General features: G+C 29.0%; 20 protein-coding genes and 1 other annotated feature. Of the genes, 2 read left to right on the top strand and 18 right to left on the bottom strand.

Going from position 1 to position 19,792, the window contains the following annotated elements:
- Nucleotides 1–2: 2 nt before the first annotated feature.
- From K0039_RS03915 to K0039_RS03925, 3 genes are all read right to left on the bottom strand, one after another.
- Nucleotides 3–488 carry a DUF5665 domain-containing protein gene (locus K0039_RS03915; protein ID WP_228103730.1) on the bottom strand — a complete coding sequence of 162 codons (486 nt, stop codon included), beginning with the start codon at nt 486–488 and terminating at the stop codon, nt 3–5.
- Between the two features lie 176 nt (nt 489–664).
- A complete protein-coding gene (locus tag K0039_RS03920) occupies nt 665–1,369 on the bottom strand; it encodes a 5'-methylthioadenosine/adenosylhomocysteine nucleosidase (RefSeq protein WP_228103731.1) in 705 nt (234 codons plus the stop codon).
- A 133-nt stretch (nt 1,370–1,502) separates the two neighbouring features.
- Nucleotides 1,503–2,348 (bottom strand): DegV family protein, encoded by an 846-nt coding sequence (locus K0039_RS03925; protein WP_228103732.1) that lies wholly within the window; start codon nt 2,346–2,348, stop codon nt 1,503–1,505.
- Between the two features lie 185 nt (nt 2,349–2,533).
- Here K0039_RS03925 and K0039_RS03930 point away from each other — a divergent pair, with 185 nt between their 5' ends.
- The gene (locus tag K0039_RS03930) at nt 2,534–3,130 is read left to right on the top strand and encodes a TetR/AcrR family transcriptional regulator (RefSeq protein WP_228103733.1); all 597 of its coding nucleotides are present in this window, start codon (nt 2,534–2,536) and stop codon (nt 3,128–3,130) included.
- A 40-nt stretch (nt 3,131–3,170) separates the two neighbouring features.
- On the opposite strand, the gene ileS is transcribed toward K0039_RS03930, so the two are convergent.
- The 9 genes from ileS to K0039_RS21925 form a co-directional block, all read right to left on the bottom strand.
- Nucleotides 3,171–6,284 (bottom strand): isoleucine--tRNA ligase, encoded by a 3,114-nt coding sequence (gene ileS, locus K0039_RS03935; protein ID WP_228103734.1) that lies wholly within the window; start codon nt 6,282–6,284, stop codon nt 3,171–3,173.
- A 148-nt stretch (nt 6,285–6,432) separates the two neighbouring features.
- Nucleotides 6,433–6,658 (bottom strand) — a binding site (T-box leader).
- Between the two features lie 77 nt (nt 6,659–6,735).
- Nucleotides 6,736–7,278 carry a DivIVA domain-containing protein gene (locus K0039_RS03940; RefSeq protein ID WP_228103735.1) on the bottom strand — a complete coding sequence of 181 codons (543 nt, stop codon included), beginning with the start codon at nt 7,276–7,278 and terminating at the stop codon, nt 6,736–6,738.
- Nucleotides 7,279–7,289: 11 nt separating this feature from the next.
- Nucleotides 7,290–8,075 carry a YlmH family RNA-binding protein gene (locus tag K0039_RS03945; protein ID WP_228103736.1) on the bottom strand — a complete coding sequence of 262 codons (786 nt, stop codon included), beginning with the start codon at nt 8,073–8,075 and terminating at the stop codon, nt 7,290–7,292.
- 13 nt (nt 8,076–8,088) lie between these two features.
- Nucleotides 8,089–8,349 (bottom strand): YggT family protein, encoded by a 261-nt coding sequence (locus K0039_RS03950; protein WP_018589827.1) that lies wholly within the window; start codon nt 8,347–8,349, stop codon nt 8,089–8,091.
- 19 nt (nt 8,350–8,368) lie between these two features.
- A complete protein-coding gene (locus K0039_RS03955; protein WP_228103737.1) occupies nt 8,369–8,839 on the bottom strand; it encodes a cell division protein SepF in 471 nt (156 codons plus the stop codon).
- Nucleotides 8,840–8,862: 23 nt separating this feature from the next.
- A complete protein-coding gene (locus K0039_RS03960; RefSeq protein ID WP_228104183.1) occupies nt 8,863–9,561 on the bottom strand; it encodes a YggS family pyridoxal phosphate-dependent enzyme in 699 nt (232 codons plus the stop codon).
- A 22-nt stretch (nt 9,562–9,583) separates the two neighbouring features.
- Nucleotides 9,584–10,651, bottom strand: coding sequence for a biotin/lipoyl attachment domain-containing protein (locus K0039_RS03965; RefSeq protein WP_228103738.1), 1,068 nt, complete (start codon nt 10,649–10,651; stop codon nt 9,584–9,586).
- Nucleotides 10,652–10,758: 107 nt separating this feature from the next.
- Nucleotides 10,759–10,905: a hypothetical protein gene (locus tag K0039_RS03970; RefSeq protein WP_228103739.1), complete on the bottom strand. Its 147-nt coding sequence runs from the start codon at nt 10,903–10,905 to the stop codon at nt 10,759–10,761.
- Between the two features lie 29 nt (nt 10,906–10,934).
- Entirely contained in the window at nt 10,935–11,063 is a 129-nt protein-coding gene (locus tag K0039_RS21925; protein ID WP_265589399.1) for a hypothetical protein, read from the bottom strand.
- Nucleotides 11,064–11,393: 330 nt separating this feature from the next.
- On the opposite strand from K0039_RS21925, the gene K0039_RS03975 reads away from it, so the two are divergent.
- Nucleotides 11,394–11,702 (top strand): DUF1540 domain-containing protein, encoded by a 309-nt coding sequence (locus K0039_RS03975; protein ID WP_228103740.1) that lies wholly within the window; start codon nt 11,394–11,396, stop codon nt 11,700–11,702.
- A 47-nt stretch (nt 11,703–11,749) separates the two neighbouring features.
- Here the strand turns inward: K0039_RS03975 and serS are convergent, their stop codons facing one another.
- The 6 genes from serS to der form a co-directional block, all read right to left on the bottom strand.
- Entirely contained in the window at nt 11,750–13,027 is a 1,278-nt protein-coding gene (gene serS / locus K0039_RS03980) for a serine--tRNA ligase (protein WP_228103741.1), read from the bottom strand.
- Nucleotides 13,028–13,349: 322 nt separating this feature from the next.
- Nucleotides 13,350–14,834, bottom strand: coding sequence for an alanine/glycine:cation symporter family protein (locus K0039_RS03985; protein ID WP_228103742.1), 1,485 nt, complete (start codon nt 14,832–14,834; stop codon nt 13,350–13,352).
- 382 nt (nt 14,835–15,216) lie between these two features.
- A complete protein-coding gene (gene spoIVA, locus K0039_RS03990; RefSeq protein ID WP_228104184.1) occupies nt 15,217–16,692 on the bottom strand; it encodes a stage IV sporulation protein A in 1,476 nt (491 codons plus the stop codon).
- Nucleotides 16,693–16,785: 93 nt separating this feature from the next.
- Complete coding sequence (locus tag K0039_RS03995) at nt 16,786–17,808, bottom strand: NAD(P)H-dependent glycerol-3-phosphate dehydrogenase (RefSeq protein ID WP_228103743.1); 1,023 nt, start codon at nt 17,806–17,808, stop codon at nt 16,786–16,788.
- A 25-nt stretch (nt 17,809–17,833) separates the two neighbouring features.
- Nucleotides 17,834–18,442, bottom strand: coding sequence for a glycerol-3-phosphate 1-O-acyltransferase PlsY (gene plsY / locus K0039_RS04000; RefSeq protein ID WP_228103744.1), 609 nt, complete (start codon nt 18,440–18,442; stop codon nt 17,834–17,836).
- 18 nt (nt 18,443–18,460) lie between these two features.
- On the bottom strand, nt 18,461–19,786 hold the full coding sequence (gene der / locus K0039_RS04005) for a ribosome biogenesis GTPase Der (protein WP_228103745.1): 1,326 nt from the start codon (nt 19,784–19,786) through the stop codon (nt 18,461–18,463).
- Nucleotides 19,787–19,792 lie beyond the last annotated feature (6 nt).

Consider the following 19,792-nt stretch of genomic DNA (forward strand, 5'->3'; position numbering starts at 1 on the left):
ATTTATTTTCTGTATTCTTGTACTATATTTAATAATTTTGCTATGTAACTACCAATAAAAGGTAGGTCTACCCAACTAAATAGAATGGTAAGCACTATAGCTGCAAGAAATGTAAATCCAATAGCTTGGCCAAATCCCTTTCCCACACCAGCAATAAAATTGATAATAAATAATCGCCTTTTACTATCTGTCAAATACATATAGTCTCTAATTCTACTTCTTTCGATTATTATTATTAGTTTTTCTAAATATCGTTTAATAATACCTAATTCTTTTTGTGAATCATCACTTAAGTACATTCCATTAATAAGCCTATCAATATCTTCAATACTTACATATTCTTCAGTATTTTTTTTGCATTTTTCTGTATAGGAGGCCTCTACGGCCTTATCTATATCTAAATATTTTTCATCTTCAACATTGAATTTTTCTTTTTTATTTTTATAATTTTTTAGATTTTCTGCAGATATACGAGTTTTAAACTTCATTATTCCACATCCTTTTTATTTTCATAACATCAAATTTAGTATATGAAAAAAACTTTTAAAAATACAAAATAAAGACTAAGTAATTTTCATTTTCTTAGTCTTTCCTTTTTTATTATTAATTATTTCTTTTTATATATATTAGTATAAAAAAGGAAGCCCTTTTGGCTTCCTTTCTATTATAATGCTCTTAACATTTTTAGTACTATATCTTTCGAATTTTCAGCTGCTTCTATAACAAATTCATCGTATGTTACATTAGCACTTCCATCAGCCTTATCTGACATTGCTCTTATTATTACGAATGGAATATTATTCAAATAACAAGCATGAGCAATAGCCGCACCTTCCATCTCTCCACAATAAGCATTAAAATCATTTTCTAACTCTTCTTTTAACTCTTTAGAAGATATAAATATATCTCCCGTTGCTACTCTACCTTTAACTATTTTAAATTCTTTATCCTTTACTTGAGCAAGAGATGATTCGTATGCAGCATTTATAAGTCTTTCATCTGCTATAAATATAGAATTATCCATTTGTGGTATTTGACCTTTTTTATAACCAAATGCTCTAGCATCTACATCATATTGTATCGCTTCTGTTGATATTACTATATCATTTACATCTAATGATGAATGTATAGCTCCTGCTACCCCTGTATTAACTATAGCATTTACATTAAATTCACTTATTAATATTTGAGCACATAATGCAGAGTTTACTTTTCCTATTCCACATTGTACCAATACTATTTCTTTATCTTCTAATTTCCCTTCATAGAATGTCAAGCTTGCTTTTTTAACAGTGTTTTCTATTTTCATTAGGCTTTTTAGAGTTGTAACCTCTAATTCCATTGCTCCGATTATTCCTATTTTTTTCATATTTCCTCCTAATTTACGTGCATTTTTAATAATAAGCATTTTATTATTAAAAAACCGTTCTAATAAATTAGAACGGATATTTTCAATATATTTAATAATATGTTTTATAGATAAATTTGTCAAGAAGCCAAATCTATATAACTGCCACCAATACTGCGCCTTCCGATGTATAAACACCCATTGATGGACCTACTTCCATTACATAAACTTCTTTAAAGTCATGATGATTTTCTAATACTTCTTTTACTTTCATAGCTCTTTCTGGGCAATTTGCATGCCCTATAGCTAATTTAGTTCCACTTGTTTTATTCACATTATTTTTTATATAATCTATAACTTTATTTATTGAGTTCTTATCTCCTCTAGCTTTATCTATAGGCTTAACCAAACCATCAGTGACATGAACAATCGCTTTCAAGTTTAAAGCACCTATTATTTTACCTGCTAAAGCATTTATTCTTCCACCCTTTATTGCATTTTCTAAAGTGTGTAAAGCTCCATAAAACACTAATTCATGTTTTAATTTTTCAATAGTATTTAATATTTCATCCATATTTTTATCTTCATCTATCATATTTGCAATTTTTGATACTAATAATGCTTGACCGATTGAGCCTGTAGTAGAATCTATTATCTCTATTCTCTTTTTGCTTCCATTTTCTTCTTCATACATATTCTTTGCAAGTACTGCACTATTATAGATTCCTGATAATTTGCTTGTTAAACATAATACTATAATGTTGTCTTCCTCACAATCAAAAGCATCTAAGAATTGATTAGGAGATGGACATGATGTTTTTGGTAATTCACTATAGTCTTTCATCATTTTATAAAATTGTGGTATAGTTATATCTGTTCTTGTTGAATAACTTTTATCTCCAAAAGAAACCATTACATCTACTATTTCAACTTTACTACTATCTATAATTTCTTGTAAAAGATCACAACTACCATCTGTTATTAATTTTATATTTTTCATTCAAAAATACCTCTCCTTAAATATAGTACATCAAATCGGCCAACTGACCGAGCAGTAAGTATATTTTATCTTTTATAAGGATTTTTGTCAATATTTATAGAATGAAAATGTTTTTTGTAATTTGACAATATTTTTTTGTGACATTATAATAGGTGTAGATAAGTAAAGTTAGGAAGGTTTATAATATGAAATTAGATAGAGGAACCAAACAAAATCATAACATGAAGGAAAAGATTTTATTAACTTCTATTGATTTAATGACTAAGAACGGCATAAACAATACTTCTTTAGCAGATATTGCAAGAGAAGTTAACATAAGTAAAGGCACATTATATTATCATTATTCATCAAAGGACGATATTATTTTTGACATAGCCGATAATCATTTGAGTATAATATCAGAAGCATTATTAGATTGTTTAAAGGAAATAAATTTTCATTTTACTACAGAGGAGTTTGTATTAGTAGTACTTAAAAATATTTCAAACATTGAAAGTACTGGTAGAATTCATATGTATTTAATTTGTGAGGCAATAATGGGTAATAATGCATTAAGAGAAAGAATTGGACTTAAATATGTTGAATGGAGAACTACTTTAGAAAATCAAATGACGCAAATTATAACTGATAAATCTCATGCAAAAGGTGCTTCATTCTTATTAATGTCTGTAGTAGACGGACTAGTAATACAGGCCCTTTTAAAAAGCGAAAAAATACCTTACGCAGAAATAGCTAAATTCTTAATAGATTATTCAAATAAAAATAGAACTACCTCTTTATAGTTATTAACTAGGAGGTAGTTCTTTTTATTATCTTAAATTATTATTTTCTAATAACTTTTATTCCTGTATCATGTCCATTTAAATCAAACACTTCTAAAGTATTCTCTTCTACTCTTTCTATATCTAGTGCTAAAGTTTCATTTTTAATATATTCATCGAAATTACTTATAGCCTTTGCTATTTCATCATCTCCACAGAACTTTATATCAATATTATCTAATACTTCAAAGTCATTAGATTTTCTTAATTGTTGAACTTTTGATATGAATTCTCTTGCATATCCTTCTTCTATTAATTCTGGAGTTAAGTTTGTATCTAGAATTACGAATATGTTGTTTTCCATACATACATCGAATCCTTCTTTAGAAGATATATTTATTAGAACCTCATCTTTACCAAATTCGAATGTTTCTCCAGCTAGATCAACTGCTACTTTTTCCCCAGCTTCTAACTTAGGTACTACTTCGTTAGCATTTAATTTTCCTAAAATTCCAGCAAACATTCCCATTTTCTTACCTAAAACAGGTCCTAAAGCTTTGAAGTTTGGCTTTAAGCTATAGTTCATATATTCACTTAAATCAGCTGCAAACACAACTTCTTTAACGTTAAGTTCTTCTTTTATTAAATCTACAACGTCACTTATTTGAGCTTCATATTTTCCATCAACTAAAACTTTTTGAATTGGTTGACGAACTTTTATTTTACTTTCTTCTCTAGATGCTCTACCTAAAGTAACTAAAGCTTTAGTTATTTCCATTTTTTCTTCTAATTCTAAATCTATTAATTCTTCATTAGCTCTTGGATATGATGCTAAGTGAACTGATTCTTCATTAGTTAAATCTCTGTATATTTCTTCAGAAAGATGTGGAGCAAATGGAGCTATCATTCTACAAAGTTCAGTTAATAATTCATAAGTAGTATTGTATACTGCTTTTTTATCTTCTGTTAACTCAGTAGCCCAGAATCTTCTTCTAGAACGTCTTATATACCAGTTTGATAAATCGTCATTTATGAAAGCTTGTATACTTCTTATAGTTTTGTTAACTTCGAATATCTCTAAGTTTTCTTCAGTTTCTTTCTTTAAATGGTTGAATCTTGATAATATCCATCTATCAAGTTCTGGTCTATCTTTATAATCAACAAAGAAATCAGTTGGATTTACATTATCTGTATTTGCATATAAAGCAAAGAAGTTATATACGTTTTTGATAGTTCCTATGAACTTACTTTGTATTTCTCTAAGACCTGATTCATCAAATCTTATTGGAGTCCATGGTGGAGATACGTATAATAGATACCATCTAAGAGCATCTGCTCCGTATTTATCGAATAATTCAAATGGATTTACTGTATTTCCTTTAGATTTACTCATCTTCTTACCATCTTTATCAAGAACAAGGTCATTAACAAGTACATTCTTGTAAGGAGCTTTTCCTGTTACAAATGTAGATATAGCAAGTAATGAATAGAACCATCCTCTAGTTTGATCTATACCTTCACAGATATAATCTGCTGGGAATAATTGATCAAAGTTTTCTTTATTCTCAAATGGGTAGTGATGTTGAGCAAATGGCATTGAACCACTATCGAACCAACAATCTATAACTTCTGTTACTCTTGTCATTGGTTTACCACAACATTCACATTTTAAATGTATATCATCCACATAAGGTCTGTGAAGTTCTACAGTTTTTGGATCTATATTTTCTATTGCTTTAGCAGCTAATTCTTCTCTAGAACCTACTGATTGTTTATGACCACAATCACATCTCCATACGTTAAGTGGAGTACCCCAGTATCTAGTTCTTGATACTGCCCAGTCATTTAAGTTTTCTAACCAGTTACCAAATCTTCCTTCACCAACGAATTTTGGATACCAATTAACACCATTATTGTTTTCTATTAATTTATCTTTCAGTTTAGTCATTTCTATATACCAGCTTGGTTTTGCATAGTATACAAGTGGTGTTGAACATCTCCAACAGTGTGGATAATTATGCTCGACTTTTATTTTTGAGAATAATTTATTTTCTTTAGCTAACCATTTTATTATTTCAACGTCTAAACCGTCTTCCATAACAAATTTACCTTCCCATGGAGTAGCTGTAAACTTACCACTTTCATCAACTGGTTGTAATACTGGTAAGTTATATTTTCTTCCTAAGTTGTAGTCATCTTCTCCGAAAGCTGGAGCAGTATGAACTATACCCGTACCATCTTCAGTTGTTACATAATCACCTAAAGTTATGAAGAATGCTTTTTCATCGGTAGTTACAAATGGCATTAATTGCTCATATTCAACACCTTCCAAGTCAGCACCTTTCATCTCTTCTAATATTTCATAAGTTCCTTCTCCTAAAACTTTATTAGCTAAAGGTTTTGAAACATAGTATATTTCATCATCTTTTTTAACTTTTAAATAATCTACTTCTCCATTTACTGTTAATGCAACATTTGAAGGCAGAGTCCAAGGAGTAGTTGTCCAAGCTAAGAAATACTCATTTTCAGCATCTTTTCTTCTGAATTTAGCTACAACTGTATTCGTTTTAACTTCTTTATATCCTTGAGCAACTTCATGTGAAGCAAGACCTGTTCCACATCTTGGACAGTATGGAAGTATCTTATGTCCTTCATACATATATCCTTCTTTATTGAATTTATCCAATATCCACCAAACTGATTCTATATAGTTATTATCTAATGTTATGTATGGATTATCTAAATCAACTTCATAAGCCATTCTTTCAGTCATGTTTCTCCATTTACTTTCGTAAGTAAATACTGATTCTCTGCATTTTTTATTGAACTCAGCTATTCCATACTCTTCTATCTGTTGTTTATTAGTTAAACCTAATTCTTTTTCAACTTGAAGTTCTACTGGTAAACCATGAGTATCCCATCCGGCTTTTCTTTTAACTTGATATCCACTCATTGTTTTATATCTACAAACCCAGTCTTTTAAAGTTCTAGCAACAACATGGTGTATACCTGGGTTACCATTTGCTGTTGGAGGTCCTTCATAGAATACAAAGCTAGGATCATTTTGCCCTTTTTCTAATGTTTTTTCTAGTATATCTATTTGTTTCCAATATTCTGACACTTGACTCTCAGCATCTTTTACTGAAGAATCTACTAGCGGCTTAAATTTTGCCATGTTAAGTTCACCCTTTCTTAATCATTTATTAGTATAAAATTTAATTATTCCCATTTTTGTTGACTTAAATGCCAATTTGGATATTTATAACTTCGGTTAGTTTAATTAAAAACATGGTATTTTGAATATAAAAAACTCGTCCCCTAATAAAAGGGACGAGTTGAAATCGCGTTACCACCCTAGTTCTATATATACTTATAAGTATCTATAACACTCTATAGTTTAACGGCACTAACCGGCACAGCTTAATTGATTAAAATCTTTCAGCCTGCAGCTCCAGAGTGATTTTCAACTTTATTCAATACATTGGTTCTCAGCTTGTCCAACTCTCTGTAGAATATCCAAAAGTTTACTCTCTCTATCATTGCTTTTTAAAGTATATAATTATATTCTTAAAGTATACAATAACTTATCTTTTCAGTCAACATAATTATTATTTAAACATTTTTTCTTATTCCATAGATGAAGCTACTTCATCCTCTGCCAAAATGTTATTCTCATCTTCAGATAAATCAATCATATTGAATGATTCATTACAGTGTTCATCTACATTGAAAAATATCTCATCTATATTTGTCATTTCATCTTGAATTAAAGACTTAAATTTATTTCTAAAAATTTTAAACTCTTTAACTAAATCATCATATTCTTTTGTTAATACTACTATTCTTTCTTTACAATTTTCTATAATTTGTTTTGACTTTAATTCAGCATCTTCTACTATTATTTTAGCTTTCTTATTTGCTGCATCACAAGTATCTTTAGCTGCTGTTTGAGCAGTTATTAAAGTATCATTTAGAGTTTTCTCTATAGTTTTATATCTGCTCACTTGTTCTTGATATAATTTAATTTTTTCTTTTAAATCTAAGTTTTCTCTATATAGATTTTCAAAATCTTCTTTTACTTTATCTAAGAATACATCAACCTCATCTTCATGGTATCCTCTAAATCCTTTTTTAAACTCTTTATTTTCTATGTCCATTGGAGTTATCATATATTCTCCTCCTACAATAATAATTTTCCTTGAATTTTAATTTTCCCTTTTTTTGTTAAATCGCCAATATTAATTATTTGTGATCGTCCTTTTCCCCTGACAGAAATTAAAGACTCCGGTTTTATTTCTTTTGAACATGATATGACTTTTTCATAATTAACCTGAACTTTTTCATTGTTTATTAACTTAGCACTTTCTTGTCTTGATATATTATATAAACCACTTATTATACAGTCTATCCTACTTGAAGAAACAGTAAAGTTAATTTCTTTATAATTAGGCGGATTGTAAAGAACCTCTTCCCTAGAAATTTCGTTTAATTTTACATTATTCCTAGCAACCTTCTCTAAGTTCATTAAAATAAAATCACAGATATCAAAGGTAACAATTACCTGACAAAAGTTCTCATGTATAATTATATCTCCAATTTTTTCTCTTTTTATACCTAGACTTAATAAAGAACCCAGATAATCTTTATGACTGATTGATTTAAACTTGAAATTTCCTTCAATTTGTATAAATCTCAAAGTTTCACTTATATCTTCATATTCCATATAAAATGGATAAATAAATACTATTTTTCGTTCACTTTCATCATATCCACCATCGACTGTATATTTTAAGTCATCATTTGAATTTAAAATAGCTTTAGCATTTTCCACTTCAAATGGATTTAAAAAATCACTAAATCTTACGTCATAATTTTTTAAACAGCCATTTGCTTTATCAATTATTCTAAACATCTTATTTTTTAAGTCTATATCTTTGATGTGAGATGTTAATTTTAACTTGTCCATTTTATTACCTATTCTACCAAACCAAACTATATATTAAATTTTTAACCATTGATATTACGAAGAACGCTATAATTGGCGAAAAATCTATTGGTATATCTATATATCTAAACAAAACTTCTCTAATCGGTCCTACTAAAGGCTCAGTAAACATACTTAATATCTCATATGCTTTTGAATATCTAGCTCCTGGAAACCAAGACATTAAACATTGTATTAAAATAAGCCAAGTTAGTATGTTTAAAAGCTTAATAAGTAATACGGCTATCATTTGCATGGTTTTTCTCCTTTATATATTATTTTTGCCACGGAAAAAATGCTTTGCTTTCTAATTCTTTTTTAATATTTGCGTCTATGTCCACATTATTGGGTGCTAAAATAAATATTGATTTAGAAACCTTTTGCATACTTCCATCTAATATATACACTGCTCCACTTATAAAGTAGTATATAGATTTTTTAAGTTCTGGCTCTTCTTCTACACTTTCTAAGTTGACAATTACTGCTCTTCTTTGTCTTAGATGATCTGCTATTATAGTTACATCGTCATATTTTTTAGGTTCAGCAATAACCACTTTCATTTGACTGTTAGTATGTATATTAACTACTTTACTGCTTCTTGTTACATGAGAGTTAGCAGCTTCTAATTTAGGTTCTTCTTGATCTTGTTCTTCTTGAATACCTTCGTATCCTTCATCTTCTCCATCATATTCTTCTTCATCAATTGACATCCAATCTTTAAACTTCTTTATAAATCCTTCACTCATTTTATATTCCTCCCTAATATTTTCTATTTATTATAATTTCTTTGGCCAAATATTGAAGTTCCTACTCTTATAATTGTAGCTCCTTCTTCTATGGCTATTTTAAAGTCATGGCTCATTCCCATAGACAAAGTATCCATTTCTACATTTGGTAAGTTTAAATCCTTAATTTGCAATGATAAATTCTTTAAACTTTTAAATACTTTTCTTATTTCTTCTTCATCATCTATAAAAGGGGCCATTGTCATTAAACCTTTAATGTGTATATTCTTATAATTAATAGATACATTCTTAACAAAATCTATTACAAACTCTTCTTCAAGTCCATGCTTACTTTCTTCTTTTGATATGTTAATTTGAACTAAGCAATTAATCTCTTTGTCTATTTTTTCAGCTCTTTTTTGAATTTCTTCACATAAAGCTATTCTATCTAAGGAGTGAATCATATAAACTTTATCAATTATATACTTCACTTTATTAGTTTGTAGAGTCCCTATTAGATGATATCTAACCTTATCACCAATAACTTCATATTTTCTGGCTAATTCTTGAGGTTTATTCTCACCTATATCTGTAATGCCTGCATCTATAGCCTCTAAAACCTTATCTACATCCACAGTTTTAGTAACTGCCATTAAATTCACTTCTTCTTGTCTATTACTTTCTTTTCTTATATTATCAATATTTTGTTTAATGGATATTATATTATCTTTAATTGACATAATTACCACCTTCTTATTAGTTATACTAGTTAATCTTTGCAATTCTTTTATTAATAAAATTTGGCTTTAAAATGATTCTGTCATGTAATTTAACCGTATTTATTCCATTAGCTTCATTACTTCTAAAGTCAACATATATATAAGTATCGTCTTCAAAAGAAATTCCTTTAATTTCTATAAATTCAGGCTTATTATTTTCTTCATTTATCACATATACACCTGTTTTATTGTCTTTTTTCACTAAAGATTGTTTAGGTATTCTTAAAGCTTCCATTTGTTTATATATTATATCAAATTCTTCCACTCTTGTATCATAAATTCCAATATTTTGTTGCGTAAATTTAACTATTATAATAGAATAATTATCCTTCTTACATATTTTATATATCTCTCCATTTATTTCATTATCTCTAATTCCAATTTTAACACTATCACCTTCATTAAACAACTTGTTATCTTCTATTACAAACGCCATGTAACAATCATTATTATTTATCACTCTTGCAATGATAGTATCTTGTTTTATCTTTTTATGGTTAGTTGCAGTTGGTATATAGTTATTACTTGCATCATCTATATCTTCTTTAGTTATATTAGATAAATAATCAGTGCTATATTTATTTTCATTGTTGTCATATTTGTAAGATATAATTCCTGATGAACTTGCACAGTAGTTAGTAGAATTAGATTTTATTTTTTCTTCTAATATGTTTAATTCTTCTTTTTTTACAGATAATATCCCAATTTTTAATGAATTATTTTCACTTTCCAAACCTTTTATTTCTTCTTTTAAATTTATTAATTCTTCATTAATATTCTCATCTATATTGTTATTGTACACAGTAGCTATATTCTGAGATTTTTGAACTTTTTCATTGCTATTCACCAACAAAGATAATGTTCCATTAGTATCACTTTTTATTAAATATTCATCTCTTACAACAATACCTTTTTCTTTAGTTTTCATAGTATAAAAATCATCTTTTAATACTAGCACAGATGTATTTAATCCTATTATTAAAGCTATCCCTTTAAATATTAAGTATATAAATACTCCTAGTATAAAAAGTCTAGAATATTTTATTTTCTTCAATGGATTCACCCCAGTATTTAAATAGTATTCTTAATTTAAAAGTAATTAATTTATAATTTCTTTAAATATTATTTAAATCCTTCTTAATATGTAAATAGATTTACATTTTAATCCTTATCTTCTATGCAAATTTCTTCTTTTTTCTTAAAAAAACTTAATTTTATTTCAGAAATCACAACTGCAATAGATATAAAAACAAATCCTATAGCAAGTTTTGTTGTAATTTGTTCATTATAAACTATAATGAACAACATAATGCCAAAGACAGCTTCCAAACTCAATATTAAAGAATCTTTGTTTTTACAGTAAATTGATGTGGCCATAATATTATCGCTGCAAAAAATCCAGATAGTAAAATAGCTAAATCTCCACCTGTTATATCTAAGTTTTCATTTAATGATACTAATACCATTCCCTTTATACATCTAAAAATTAAGAAATAAAGTTATTGCCATAACTAGACCGCTCTTCAAATATTCCTTGTCTATTACCTTTAATTTTTTATAATAAATTAATATTAGCGTTAAAGATCCTACAGAAAATCTTAATGCCAAAATATATTTTTATCTTTCATTTTGTATCTCCTTATGAATAAGTAGCTTTAAAATCAAACCATCCCATAATAATTAAATTATTCTTATAATATTAGAATATATTTCCAATAAAATGATATCTCTTTATACATACTTTTTTTTCTTTGGATAAAAATAAGATAATGAAGTGTTGATTAGGAGGAAATAATATGTCTGAAAAAAAATTATATTGCAAAGCAACTAATTGTGCTCATAATTACGATGAATGTTGTCGTGCTGGTTACATAAATGTAAGAGGTAATTCTGCAGTAAAAACATCTGAAACTACTTGTTCAACATATTTTGCAGATAGTTTAGGTTTTTTTACTAGTGCAATAGAAGTAGGCGGGTATACAACACCAAAAAATATAATTTGCGAAGCTTGTAATTGTATTTATAATAATGACACACATTGCACTGCAGATAGTGTTCTGATTAATTCTCATTTTTCATCATGTGAAACATTTAAATGCAAATAATAAAAAAAAGAGAGATATTAATCTCTCCTTTTTTATGTAAATTAAAATTATTTTATAACATTTATACCCATATATGGTATTAATACTTCTGGTACTACTACTGAACCATCAGCTTGTTGATAGTTTTCAAGTATAGCAGCAACTGTTCTACCTACAGCAAGACCTGAACCATTTAATGTATGGCAGTATTCAGCTTTAGAGTTTTTATCTCTTTTAAATCTTATACCAGCTCTTCTAGCTTGGAAGTCTTCACAATTTGAGCAAGAAGATATTTCAACGTATCTATTATATGATGGCATCCATACTTCTAAGTCATATTTATATGCAGCAGTGAATCCCAAGTCTCCTGTACATATTCTAACAACTCTATATGGTATGTTTAATTTTTGTAATAAATATTCTGCATTAGCAGTTAATTTTTCTAATTCATCATATGAAGTTTCTGGCGCAACTATTTTAACCATTTCAACTTTGTTGAATTGATGTTGTCTAACAAGACCTCTAGTGTCTCTACCTGCAGAACCGGCCTCTGATCTAAAGCATGGAGTATAAGCAGTATAATTTAAAGGTAATTCATCATATGATAATATTTCATTTGCAACTATATTTGTTAAAGGTACTTCTGAAGTTGGTATTAAGTAGTAATCAGTATCTTCAACTTTGAACATATCTTCTCCGAATTTTGGAAGTTGTCCAGTTCCTAAGAATGAGTTTGTATTAGCCATAAATGGTGGTATAAACTCTGTGTACCCTTGCTCTTCTGTATTTGTATTTAAGAAAAAGTTAGCTACAGATCTTTCTAATCTTGCACCTTTGTCTCTATATAATGTAAATCTTGAACCAGTTATTTTAGCTCCAGTCTCAAAATCTAATATTCCTAAATCAGTACCTATATCCCAGTGAGCTTTGAAATCGAAATCAAACTTTTTTGGCTCTCCCCATTTTCTAACTTCTACGTTATCTTCATCAGTATCCCCTTGAGGAACGTTTGCATTTGGAACATTTGGTATTCTAAATAATCTATATTGTAATTCATCTTGAACTTTTTTAACTTTTTCATCTAAAGCTTTTATGTTTTCAGATAATTCTTTAAGCTTAACTTTTTCCGCTTCAGCTTCTTCTTTTTTTCCTTCTTTCATTAGTTGAGGTATTTTCTTTTGTTCAACGTTCATTTCGCTTTTTAAAGACTCAACTTCTTTTAATAACTCTCTTCTTTGATCGTCTAGCTCAACAACAGCATCAAGGTCGAATTCTTTTTCTCCCCTTCTATCCATTGCTTTTTTAATATCTTCTAGATTTTCTCTTATCCTTTTGATATCTAACATTTTCTTTCCTCCTACATTTTATGTACAAATTGAATTATGTATATTCCCTGAGAAATATAAAACATAAAGTATAATCAATCCATTTTAACTATATTTTAAGCATTATAAATTATATTGTCAAATAATTTAACTTCTATATAATGAATTTCAATATTATTACTTTATTATATATAAGATTATAACCAATAATATTAATTTTTTCACATATTATTCTAAAAAATATAAAAAATTTGTATTAATATAAAAAAAATGGTTCTTTATAATAAAGAACCATCTTTTTTATTATTTATTTACATTTATAATTAATAAAATTCAATTCACATTAGTCAACTTTTTGTTTATTTCTATTTTCCCAGAAATCAGCATTTTTAATTCCTAACGGTACTGGGTCAAATGTAATTTCCTCACTAGACTTACCAGACTTCATTTGGGATTCGTAGTCTTTAAAACACTTCATTACTATGTTTGATAGTAGAAGTATGGCTACTATATTCAGCCATGCCATAAGACCAACACCTATATCACCCATTGTCCATGCAAGCTTTGCAGACTTAACACAACCAAAGAATATCATTATTAACATTACAAATTTTAATACGTGTGTTGCCATCTTACTTCCTTTACCAGTAATCCTCTTAATCATATAATTTAAGTTAACTTCAGCTATATAATAGTAAGCCATCAACGTAGTAAATGCAAAGAAAAATAATGCTATAGCAACGAATGCTGCTCCAAATCCATCTATTAATGTATTAACAGCGCCTTGAGTATAAGCAGGCCCTATTTGTTCAACTGTATATTGAGGTCCTGCATTGTATAGTACTGTACCATCTGCATTAAAAGTAGTATAATTATTAGTTATTAATATCATAAATCCAGTTGCAGAGCAAACGAATAATGTATCAACATATACTGAAAAAGCTTGAACAAAACCTTGTTTTACAGGATGAGATACTTCTGCAGCTGAAGATGCTTGTGGTCCAGTACCTTGACCAGCTTCATTAGAGTAAACACCACGTTTAACACCCCAAGCTATAGTAGATCCTAATATACCAGCAAAAGTTTGTTCAACACCAAATGCTGATTTAAATATTGTAGCTATAACTCCTGGTAAAGCTCCTATATTAAAAATTATTATTATTACAGCCATTAGTATATATGCTCCACCCATAAATGGAACTATAAATTCTGCAGCAGCACCTATTCTTTTAATTCCACCAAATATAACTATACCAACTAAAATAACTAATGCTATACCAGTAATTGATGTACTTAATCCAAATGCATTTTCAACAGATACTGCTATTGAGTTAGATTGAACACCTGGCATTAATATCCCCATTGCTAAAAGTGTAACTATAGCGAAAGCCATACCATATACTTTTGCCCATCCTTTTTTGCCAAAACCTTTTTCTATATAATATGCCGGACCACCACAGTATTCACCTTCATGCTCTTCTTTATATATTTGACCTAATGTAGACTCTGCAAGTGCTGAACCTGCTCCTAAAAATGCTATAACCCACATCCAAAATAATGCTCCTGGACCACCCCAAGCAATAGCTGTAGCAACACCTGCTATGTTACCTGTTCCTATACGTCCTGCTAGTGCAGTACAAAAGCCCTGGAATGATGAAATACCTTGTTCAGATTTTTCACCTGCGAATAATAAATGTACCATTTCTTTGATATTTCTAATTTGAGAGAATCTAGTTCTAAGAGAAAAATAAATCCCAGCACCTAGACATAAGTAAACTAGTGCACTACTCCATACGATGTCGTTGACCGCATTAACAATGGTTTCCATAAAACCCCTCCTAATAATAAAATTTGTCCCTAAAAAAATTAATATACCTGCGAGTAAAAGATATATTTATAAATTATATTTTTAGCACTTCATTTTATAACTAAAAAGAATGCTAAAAACACATACCTTAATACTCGTATTTAGACTAATTCTATGTTTACTCCAAATTTCCTCCTTTAATTTTCAATTTTCTCAAAATTTTCTGAATTATTTTTTCAGTATGACTATTCTGATTTGACTATATATTCCAAATTATAATAAAAATTAGAAAATATATAAAATTATTATATATTTGCAAATAAAAAAGAACTAAATTTATTACATTCAAAAATTCAGTTCTTTTTTATTATATAAATATTTAATTTTTGTATTAAAATTGTTTTTATAGCAAAATAGTTATTATATTGCTACTACCTTCATTAATAATTTTTTGTAATGTTTTTTGGATCTTATATCTTATTTCTTCTGGCATAGTATACAATTTACTTTGTAATTGTTCTTTCACTAAATCATTTAATGATTTACCAAACATATTTGATTCCCAAATTTCAGCTGGATTTTGCTCAAATTCTTCAAGTAGATATTTTATCATTTCCTCTCCTTGATTTTGATTTCCAACTATAGGAGATACTTCTGTTGAAATATCTGCTTTTATTATATGAAGAGAAGGTGCATTTGCTTTTAATTTAATTCCATATTGCTTTCCTTGTTTTGTAATTTCTGGTTCTTCTAAACTAAGTTCATCAAGAGATGGTGCAACAACTCCATATCCTAAAGTTTTTGCATCACATAAAGCACTTTCTATTTTATCATACTCTGTCTTAACCTTTGATAATTTTGTAATTAAATTAAGTAATTGACAGTTTCCTTCAATTTTAAATCCACTTTGTTCTTCTAATATTTCATAGAATAATTCTTGCTTTGTACGTACATCAATATTTATTACTCCTTCACCAAGACTTACATCATCTACTTCACAATCTTCTAAGAAAGGTAATTCATTAAATCCATGTACTACAAAATCTATATCTCTTATTTTATCAATAGATGCTATAGATTGCTTTAAAGTATTAATAATATTACTCTTGATCCAGTGATTATTAGGTAATCCTTCTACCCAATCAGGTAAATTAATCCTTATTTCAGCTAGTGGGAAGTCATATAGAACTGTTTCCATAACTTCCTCTATATCCTTTTCGTCCATTTGATCCACATCCATAGGTACTACAGGAACTGCATATTTTTCCTCTAAGTCACGTCTTAAGAATTCTGTTTCTTCACTACCTGGATATTTAGTATTCAATACTATTGCAAATGGTTTCTTTAATGCCCTTAGTTCTTTTATCACTCTTTCTTCTGGGATTATATAGCTACTTCTATCAATTCCTGTAACAGAACCATCTGTAATTATTACAATTCCAATTGTAGAGTGATCTTTGATAACTTTTTTTGTTCCTATTTCAGCAGCTTTTTCAAAAGTCATAGCTTCCTTTGACCATGGTGTAGATACTAGTCTTTGCTTTCCGTCTTCTTCATGACCTAAAGCCCCATCAACTATGTATCCTACGCAGTCCACCATTCTGACTTTTAGAGATACTGTGTCTTTGATTTTTATTTCAACTCCATCAGCTGGAACAAATTTAGGCTCTACTGTCATTATGGTTTTTCCTGAACCACTTTGAGGTATCTCATCTTTAGTTCTTTCTCTTTTGAAGTCATTTTCTATGTTAGGTAACACAAGGGTTTCCATAAATCTTCTAATAAACGTTGATTTACCTGTTCTTACAGGTCCAACAACACCTATATATATGTCACCTTGAGTTCTTTTAGCAATGTCTTCATATATATTGTTCATAATAATTCCCTCCTGCATATAATTTCTTAGTTAATTATATTTCAGGAGGGAATTTTTTATTACATATATATTTATACCTTATTTAATAAATATTTATTATTTGAATAAGCCGTTATTAACTATTTCTTCCATTTCATGTTTTTTTGATCTAGTCATTAATTCTAGCACAGCTTTGTTAGGATTAGCTCCTTCATACAAAACTGAATATATAGCTTCTGTTATTGGCATATCAATATTTAAATCTCTAGAAACTTTATATGCTACTTCTGTGGCAGTTATTCCTTCAACTACCATTTGAACTTCATCTAATGTTTCTTGTAAAGATTTACCTTGCCCCATAAGTATACCCGCTCTTCTATTTCTACTATGCATACTTGTACAAGTAACTATTAAATCACCTATACCAGCAAGTCCTGTAAAAGTATTTACGTTAGCTCCCATAGCAACTCCAAGTCTTCCGATTTCTGCAATTCCTCTTGTCATTAAAGCTGCCTTTGTATTATCTCCATAACCTAAACCATCACACATTCCTGCACCAAAAGCTATAATATTTTTTAATGCACCACCAAGTTCTACTCCGATTATATCAGGATTAGTATAGACTCTTAAATATGGACTCATAAAAGCATCTTGTACTTCCTGAGCATATTTTATTTCTTCACAAGCTGCAACTAAAGTTGTTGGCATATATTTAGAAACTTCCTCTGCATGTGAAGGTCCTGATAATGCTACATAAGGGCTATTAGGTAATTCTTCTTTTGCCACATCTGAAAGTCTAAGTCCAGTTCCTTTTTCTAAACCTTTTGCCACGTCAACTAAAACCTGCTCATCCCTAAGGAAAGGTTTAATTTGTTTGCAAACACTTCTTACAGCTTGAGATGGAACTGCAAGTACAACAATTTCACTATCTTTTATAACTTCCTCTAAATCATTAGAAACTATTAAATCTTCTGGGAAAACAACATCAGGTAAAAACCTACTATTTTTTCTAGTATCATTTATTTCTTTAACTTGCTCATTATCTCTTGTCCACATGAAAACTTTATGATTATTTTTATGTAAGCTAAGAGCTAGTGCACTACCCCAGCTTCCAGCACCTATAACACACATCTTCTTCATAATAAACACCACCTAGTATAGTAATTTAATTTTTCTTTTCTCCTATTTTTCTTTCTGTACCGTTTAGTAATCGTTTAATATTTTCTTTATGAGTTATTGCTACTGATATGGTTAAGAATAATGCAACTAAAACACCTTTAGTATTATGATTTATAAGCATGATTATAGGAGATAAACCAATACCTAGTATAGAACCTAGAGAAACATACTTAGTTATAGCTACTATTATTATAAAAAATCCTAAACACATTAGCGCAACTAGCGGATTCATCCCTAACATAGAGCCTAAAGAAGTCGCAACTCCTTTACCTCCTTTAAATCCAAGAAAAGCAGGATAATTGTGACCAAGAACAACAGCAACAACTGCAAAATAGGCACAAATGCTTTGGTCCATATGAACTCCATAAGCAATTAACCTTGCTATTAATACTGCGATTAATCCTTTTAAAACATCTCCTATAAAAGTTAATGCTCCTGCTTTTTTACCTAATGTTCTAAGTACATTGGTAGAGCCTGCATTACCAGAACCCTGAGTTCTTATATCAACTCCAGCAAGCTTCTTTGCTACTATATATGAAGTTGATATATTCCCAAGAAGGTAGGCAATTATAATTATAATTAAATAAATTAACATATTAACCCCCTAAAGTCTCTATCTTTTTCTATCCTTTTCTCTATATTCAAATTGCATTGATGTTCCTTCAAATCCAAAGTTTTCTCTTATTTTATTTTCTAAGTATCTTTGGTATGAGAAATGAGTTAAATCTTTACTGTTTATATATAAAGTAATCTTTGGTGGCTTAGTTCCAGTTTGAGCACCATAGTATATTTTAAGCCTTTTACCTTTATCTGATGGAGGTTGATTAAGCATCACAGCTTCACCAATTACATCATTCAATTGAGAAGTACTTACACGCTTAGAGTGTTCTTCAGCTACTTTATCTACTGTATCTAATATTTTGCTCATTCTTTGGTTAGTTACTGCTGATACGAATAATATTGGAGCATAGTTCATGAATGGGAACATATCTCTTATCTCGTTTGTATAATTTCCAAGTGTCTTATTGTCTTTTTCTATTAAATCCCATTTGTTTACTACAAATATGCAAGCTTTACCTTCATCATGAGCGATACCTGCTACTTTTGTATCTTGTTCTGTAACACCTTCTGTAGCATCTATAACTATTAACACTACATCAGCTCGAGATACTGCAGACATAGCTCTAAGTACTGAGAATTTTTCAACTCTTTCATATACTTTACTTTTTCTTCTTATACCAGCTGTATCTATTAATAAATATTGTTGATCACCTTTTTCAAAGTATGTATCAACGGCATCTCTTGTTGTTCCTGCTATTGGACTTACTATAACTCTCTCTTCTCCTAATATTTTGTTAAGTATAGAAGATTTACCTGCATTTGGTTTACCTGTTATAGCAACTCTTATTATATCTTCGTTATACTCAGTGTTTAATCCTTCTGGGAAGTTTTCCACTATTTCATCTAATAAATCTCCAAGTCCCATGGCATTTGCACTTGATATTGGATGTGGTTGCCCAAGTCCTAACTCATAGAAATCATATATATTATCTTCTAAGTTTATATTATCTATTTTATTTACAGCTAAAATAACTGGTTTATTTGTTTTTCTTAGCATTAATCCTACTTCTCTATCTGCAGAAGTTATTCCACCTTTACCATCAACAACGAATACTATTACATGAGCCATATCCATGGCAAGCATAGCTTGGTTTCTCATTTGAGTTAATATTATATCATCATTTTCAGGCTCTATTCCTCCCGTATCTATTAAAGTAAAGTATTTATTTAACCACTCTACCTCTGTAAATATTCTATCTCTAGTAACCCCTGGTGTATCCTCTACTATTGATATTCTCTTTCCTGCTAATTTATTAAACAATGTAGATTTTCCAACATTTGGTCTACCTACTACTGCAACTATGGGTCTATTATCCATATTTAT

This window comes from Terrisporobacter mayombei, assembly GCF_020748465.1.
Taxonomy (GTDB): domain Bacteria; phylum Bacillota; class Clostridia; order Peptostreptococcales; family Peptostreptococcaceae; genus Terrisporobacter; species Terrisporobacter mayombei.

What these genes read in the sequence shown, in the direction of transcription:
- K0039_RS03915 (WP_228103730.1), bottom strand. Translation starts at nt 488, where the DNA reads ATGAAGTTTAAAACTCGTATATCTGCAGAAAATCTAAAAAATTATAAA.
- K0039_RS03920 (WP_228103731.1), bottom strand. Translation starts at nt 1,369, where the DNA reads ATGAAAAAAATAGGAATAATCGGAGCAATGGAATTAGAGGTTACAACT.
- K0039_RS03925 (WP_228103732.1), bottom strand. Translation starts at nt 2,348, where the DNA reads ATGAAAAATATAAAATTAATAACAGATGGTAGTTGTGATCTTTTACAA.
- K0039_RS03930 (WP_228103733.1), top strand. Translation starts at nt 2,534, where the DNA reads ATGAAATTAGATAGAGGAACCAAACAAAATCATAACATGAAGGAAAAG.
- ileS (WP_228103734.1), bottom strand. Translation starts at nt 6,284, where the DNA reads ATGGCAAAATTTAAGCCGCTAGTAGATTCTTCAGTAAAAGATGCTGAG.
- K0039_RS03940 (WP_228103735.1), bottom strand. Translation starts at nt 7,278, where the DNA reads ATGATAACTCCAATGGACATAGAAAATAAAGAGTTTAAAAAAGGATTT.
- K0039_RS03945 (WP_228103736.1), bottom strand. Translation starts at nt 8,075, where the DNA reads ATGGACAAGTTAAAATTAACATCTCACATCAAAGATATAGACTTAAAA.
- K0039_RS03950 (WP_018589827.1), bottom strand. Translation starts at nt 8,349, where the DNA reads ATGCAAATGATAGCCGTATTACTTATTAAGCTTTTAAACATACTAACT.
- K0039_RS03955 (WP_228103737.1), bottom strand. Translation starts at nt 8,839, where the DNA reads ATGAGTGAAGGATTTATAAAGAAGTTTAAAGATTGGATGTCAATTGAT.
- K0039_RS03970 (WP_228103739.1), bottom strand. Translation starts at nt 10,905, where the DNA reads ATGTTGTTCATTATAGTTTATAATGAACAAATTACAACAAAACTTGCT.
- K0039_RS21925 (WP_265589399.1), bottom strand. Translation starts at nt 11,063, where the DNA reads ATGGTATTAGTATCATTAAATGAAAACTTAGATATAACAGGTGGAGAT.
- K0039_RS03975 (WP_228103740.1), top strand. Translation starts at nt 11,394, where the DNA reads ATGTCTGAAAAAAAATTATATTGCAAAGCAACTAATTGTGCTCATAAT.
- serS (WP_228103741.1), bottom strand. Translation starts at nt 13,027, where the DNA reads ATGTTAGATATCAAAAGGATAAGAGAAAATCTAGAAGATATTAAAAAA.
- K0039_RS03985 (WP_228103742.1), bottom strand. Translation starts at nt 14,834, where the DNA reads ATGGAAACCATTGTTAATGCGGTCAACGACATCGTATGGAGTAGTGCA.
- K0039_RS03995 (WP_228103743.1), bottom strand. Translation starts at nt 17,808, where the DNA reads ATGAAGAAGATGTGTGTTATAGGTGCTGGAAGCTGGGGTAGTGCACTA.
- plsY (WP_228103744.1), bottom strand. Translation starts at nt 18,442, where the DNA reads ATGTTAATTTATTTAATTATAATTATAATTGCCTACCTTCTTGGGAAT.
- der (WP_228103745.1), bottom strand. Translation starts at nt 19,786, where the DNA reads ATGGATAATAGACCCATAGTTGCAGTAGTAGGTAGACCAAATGTTGGA.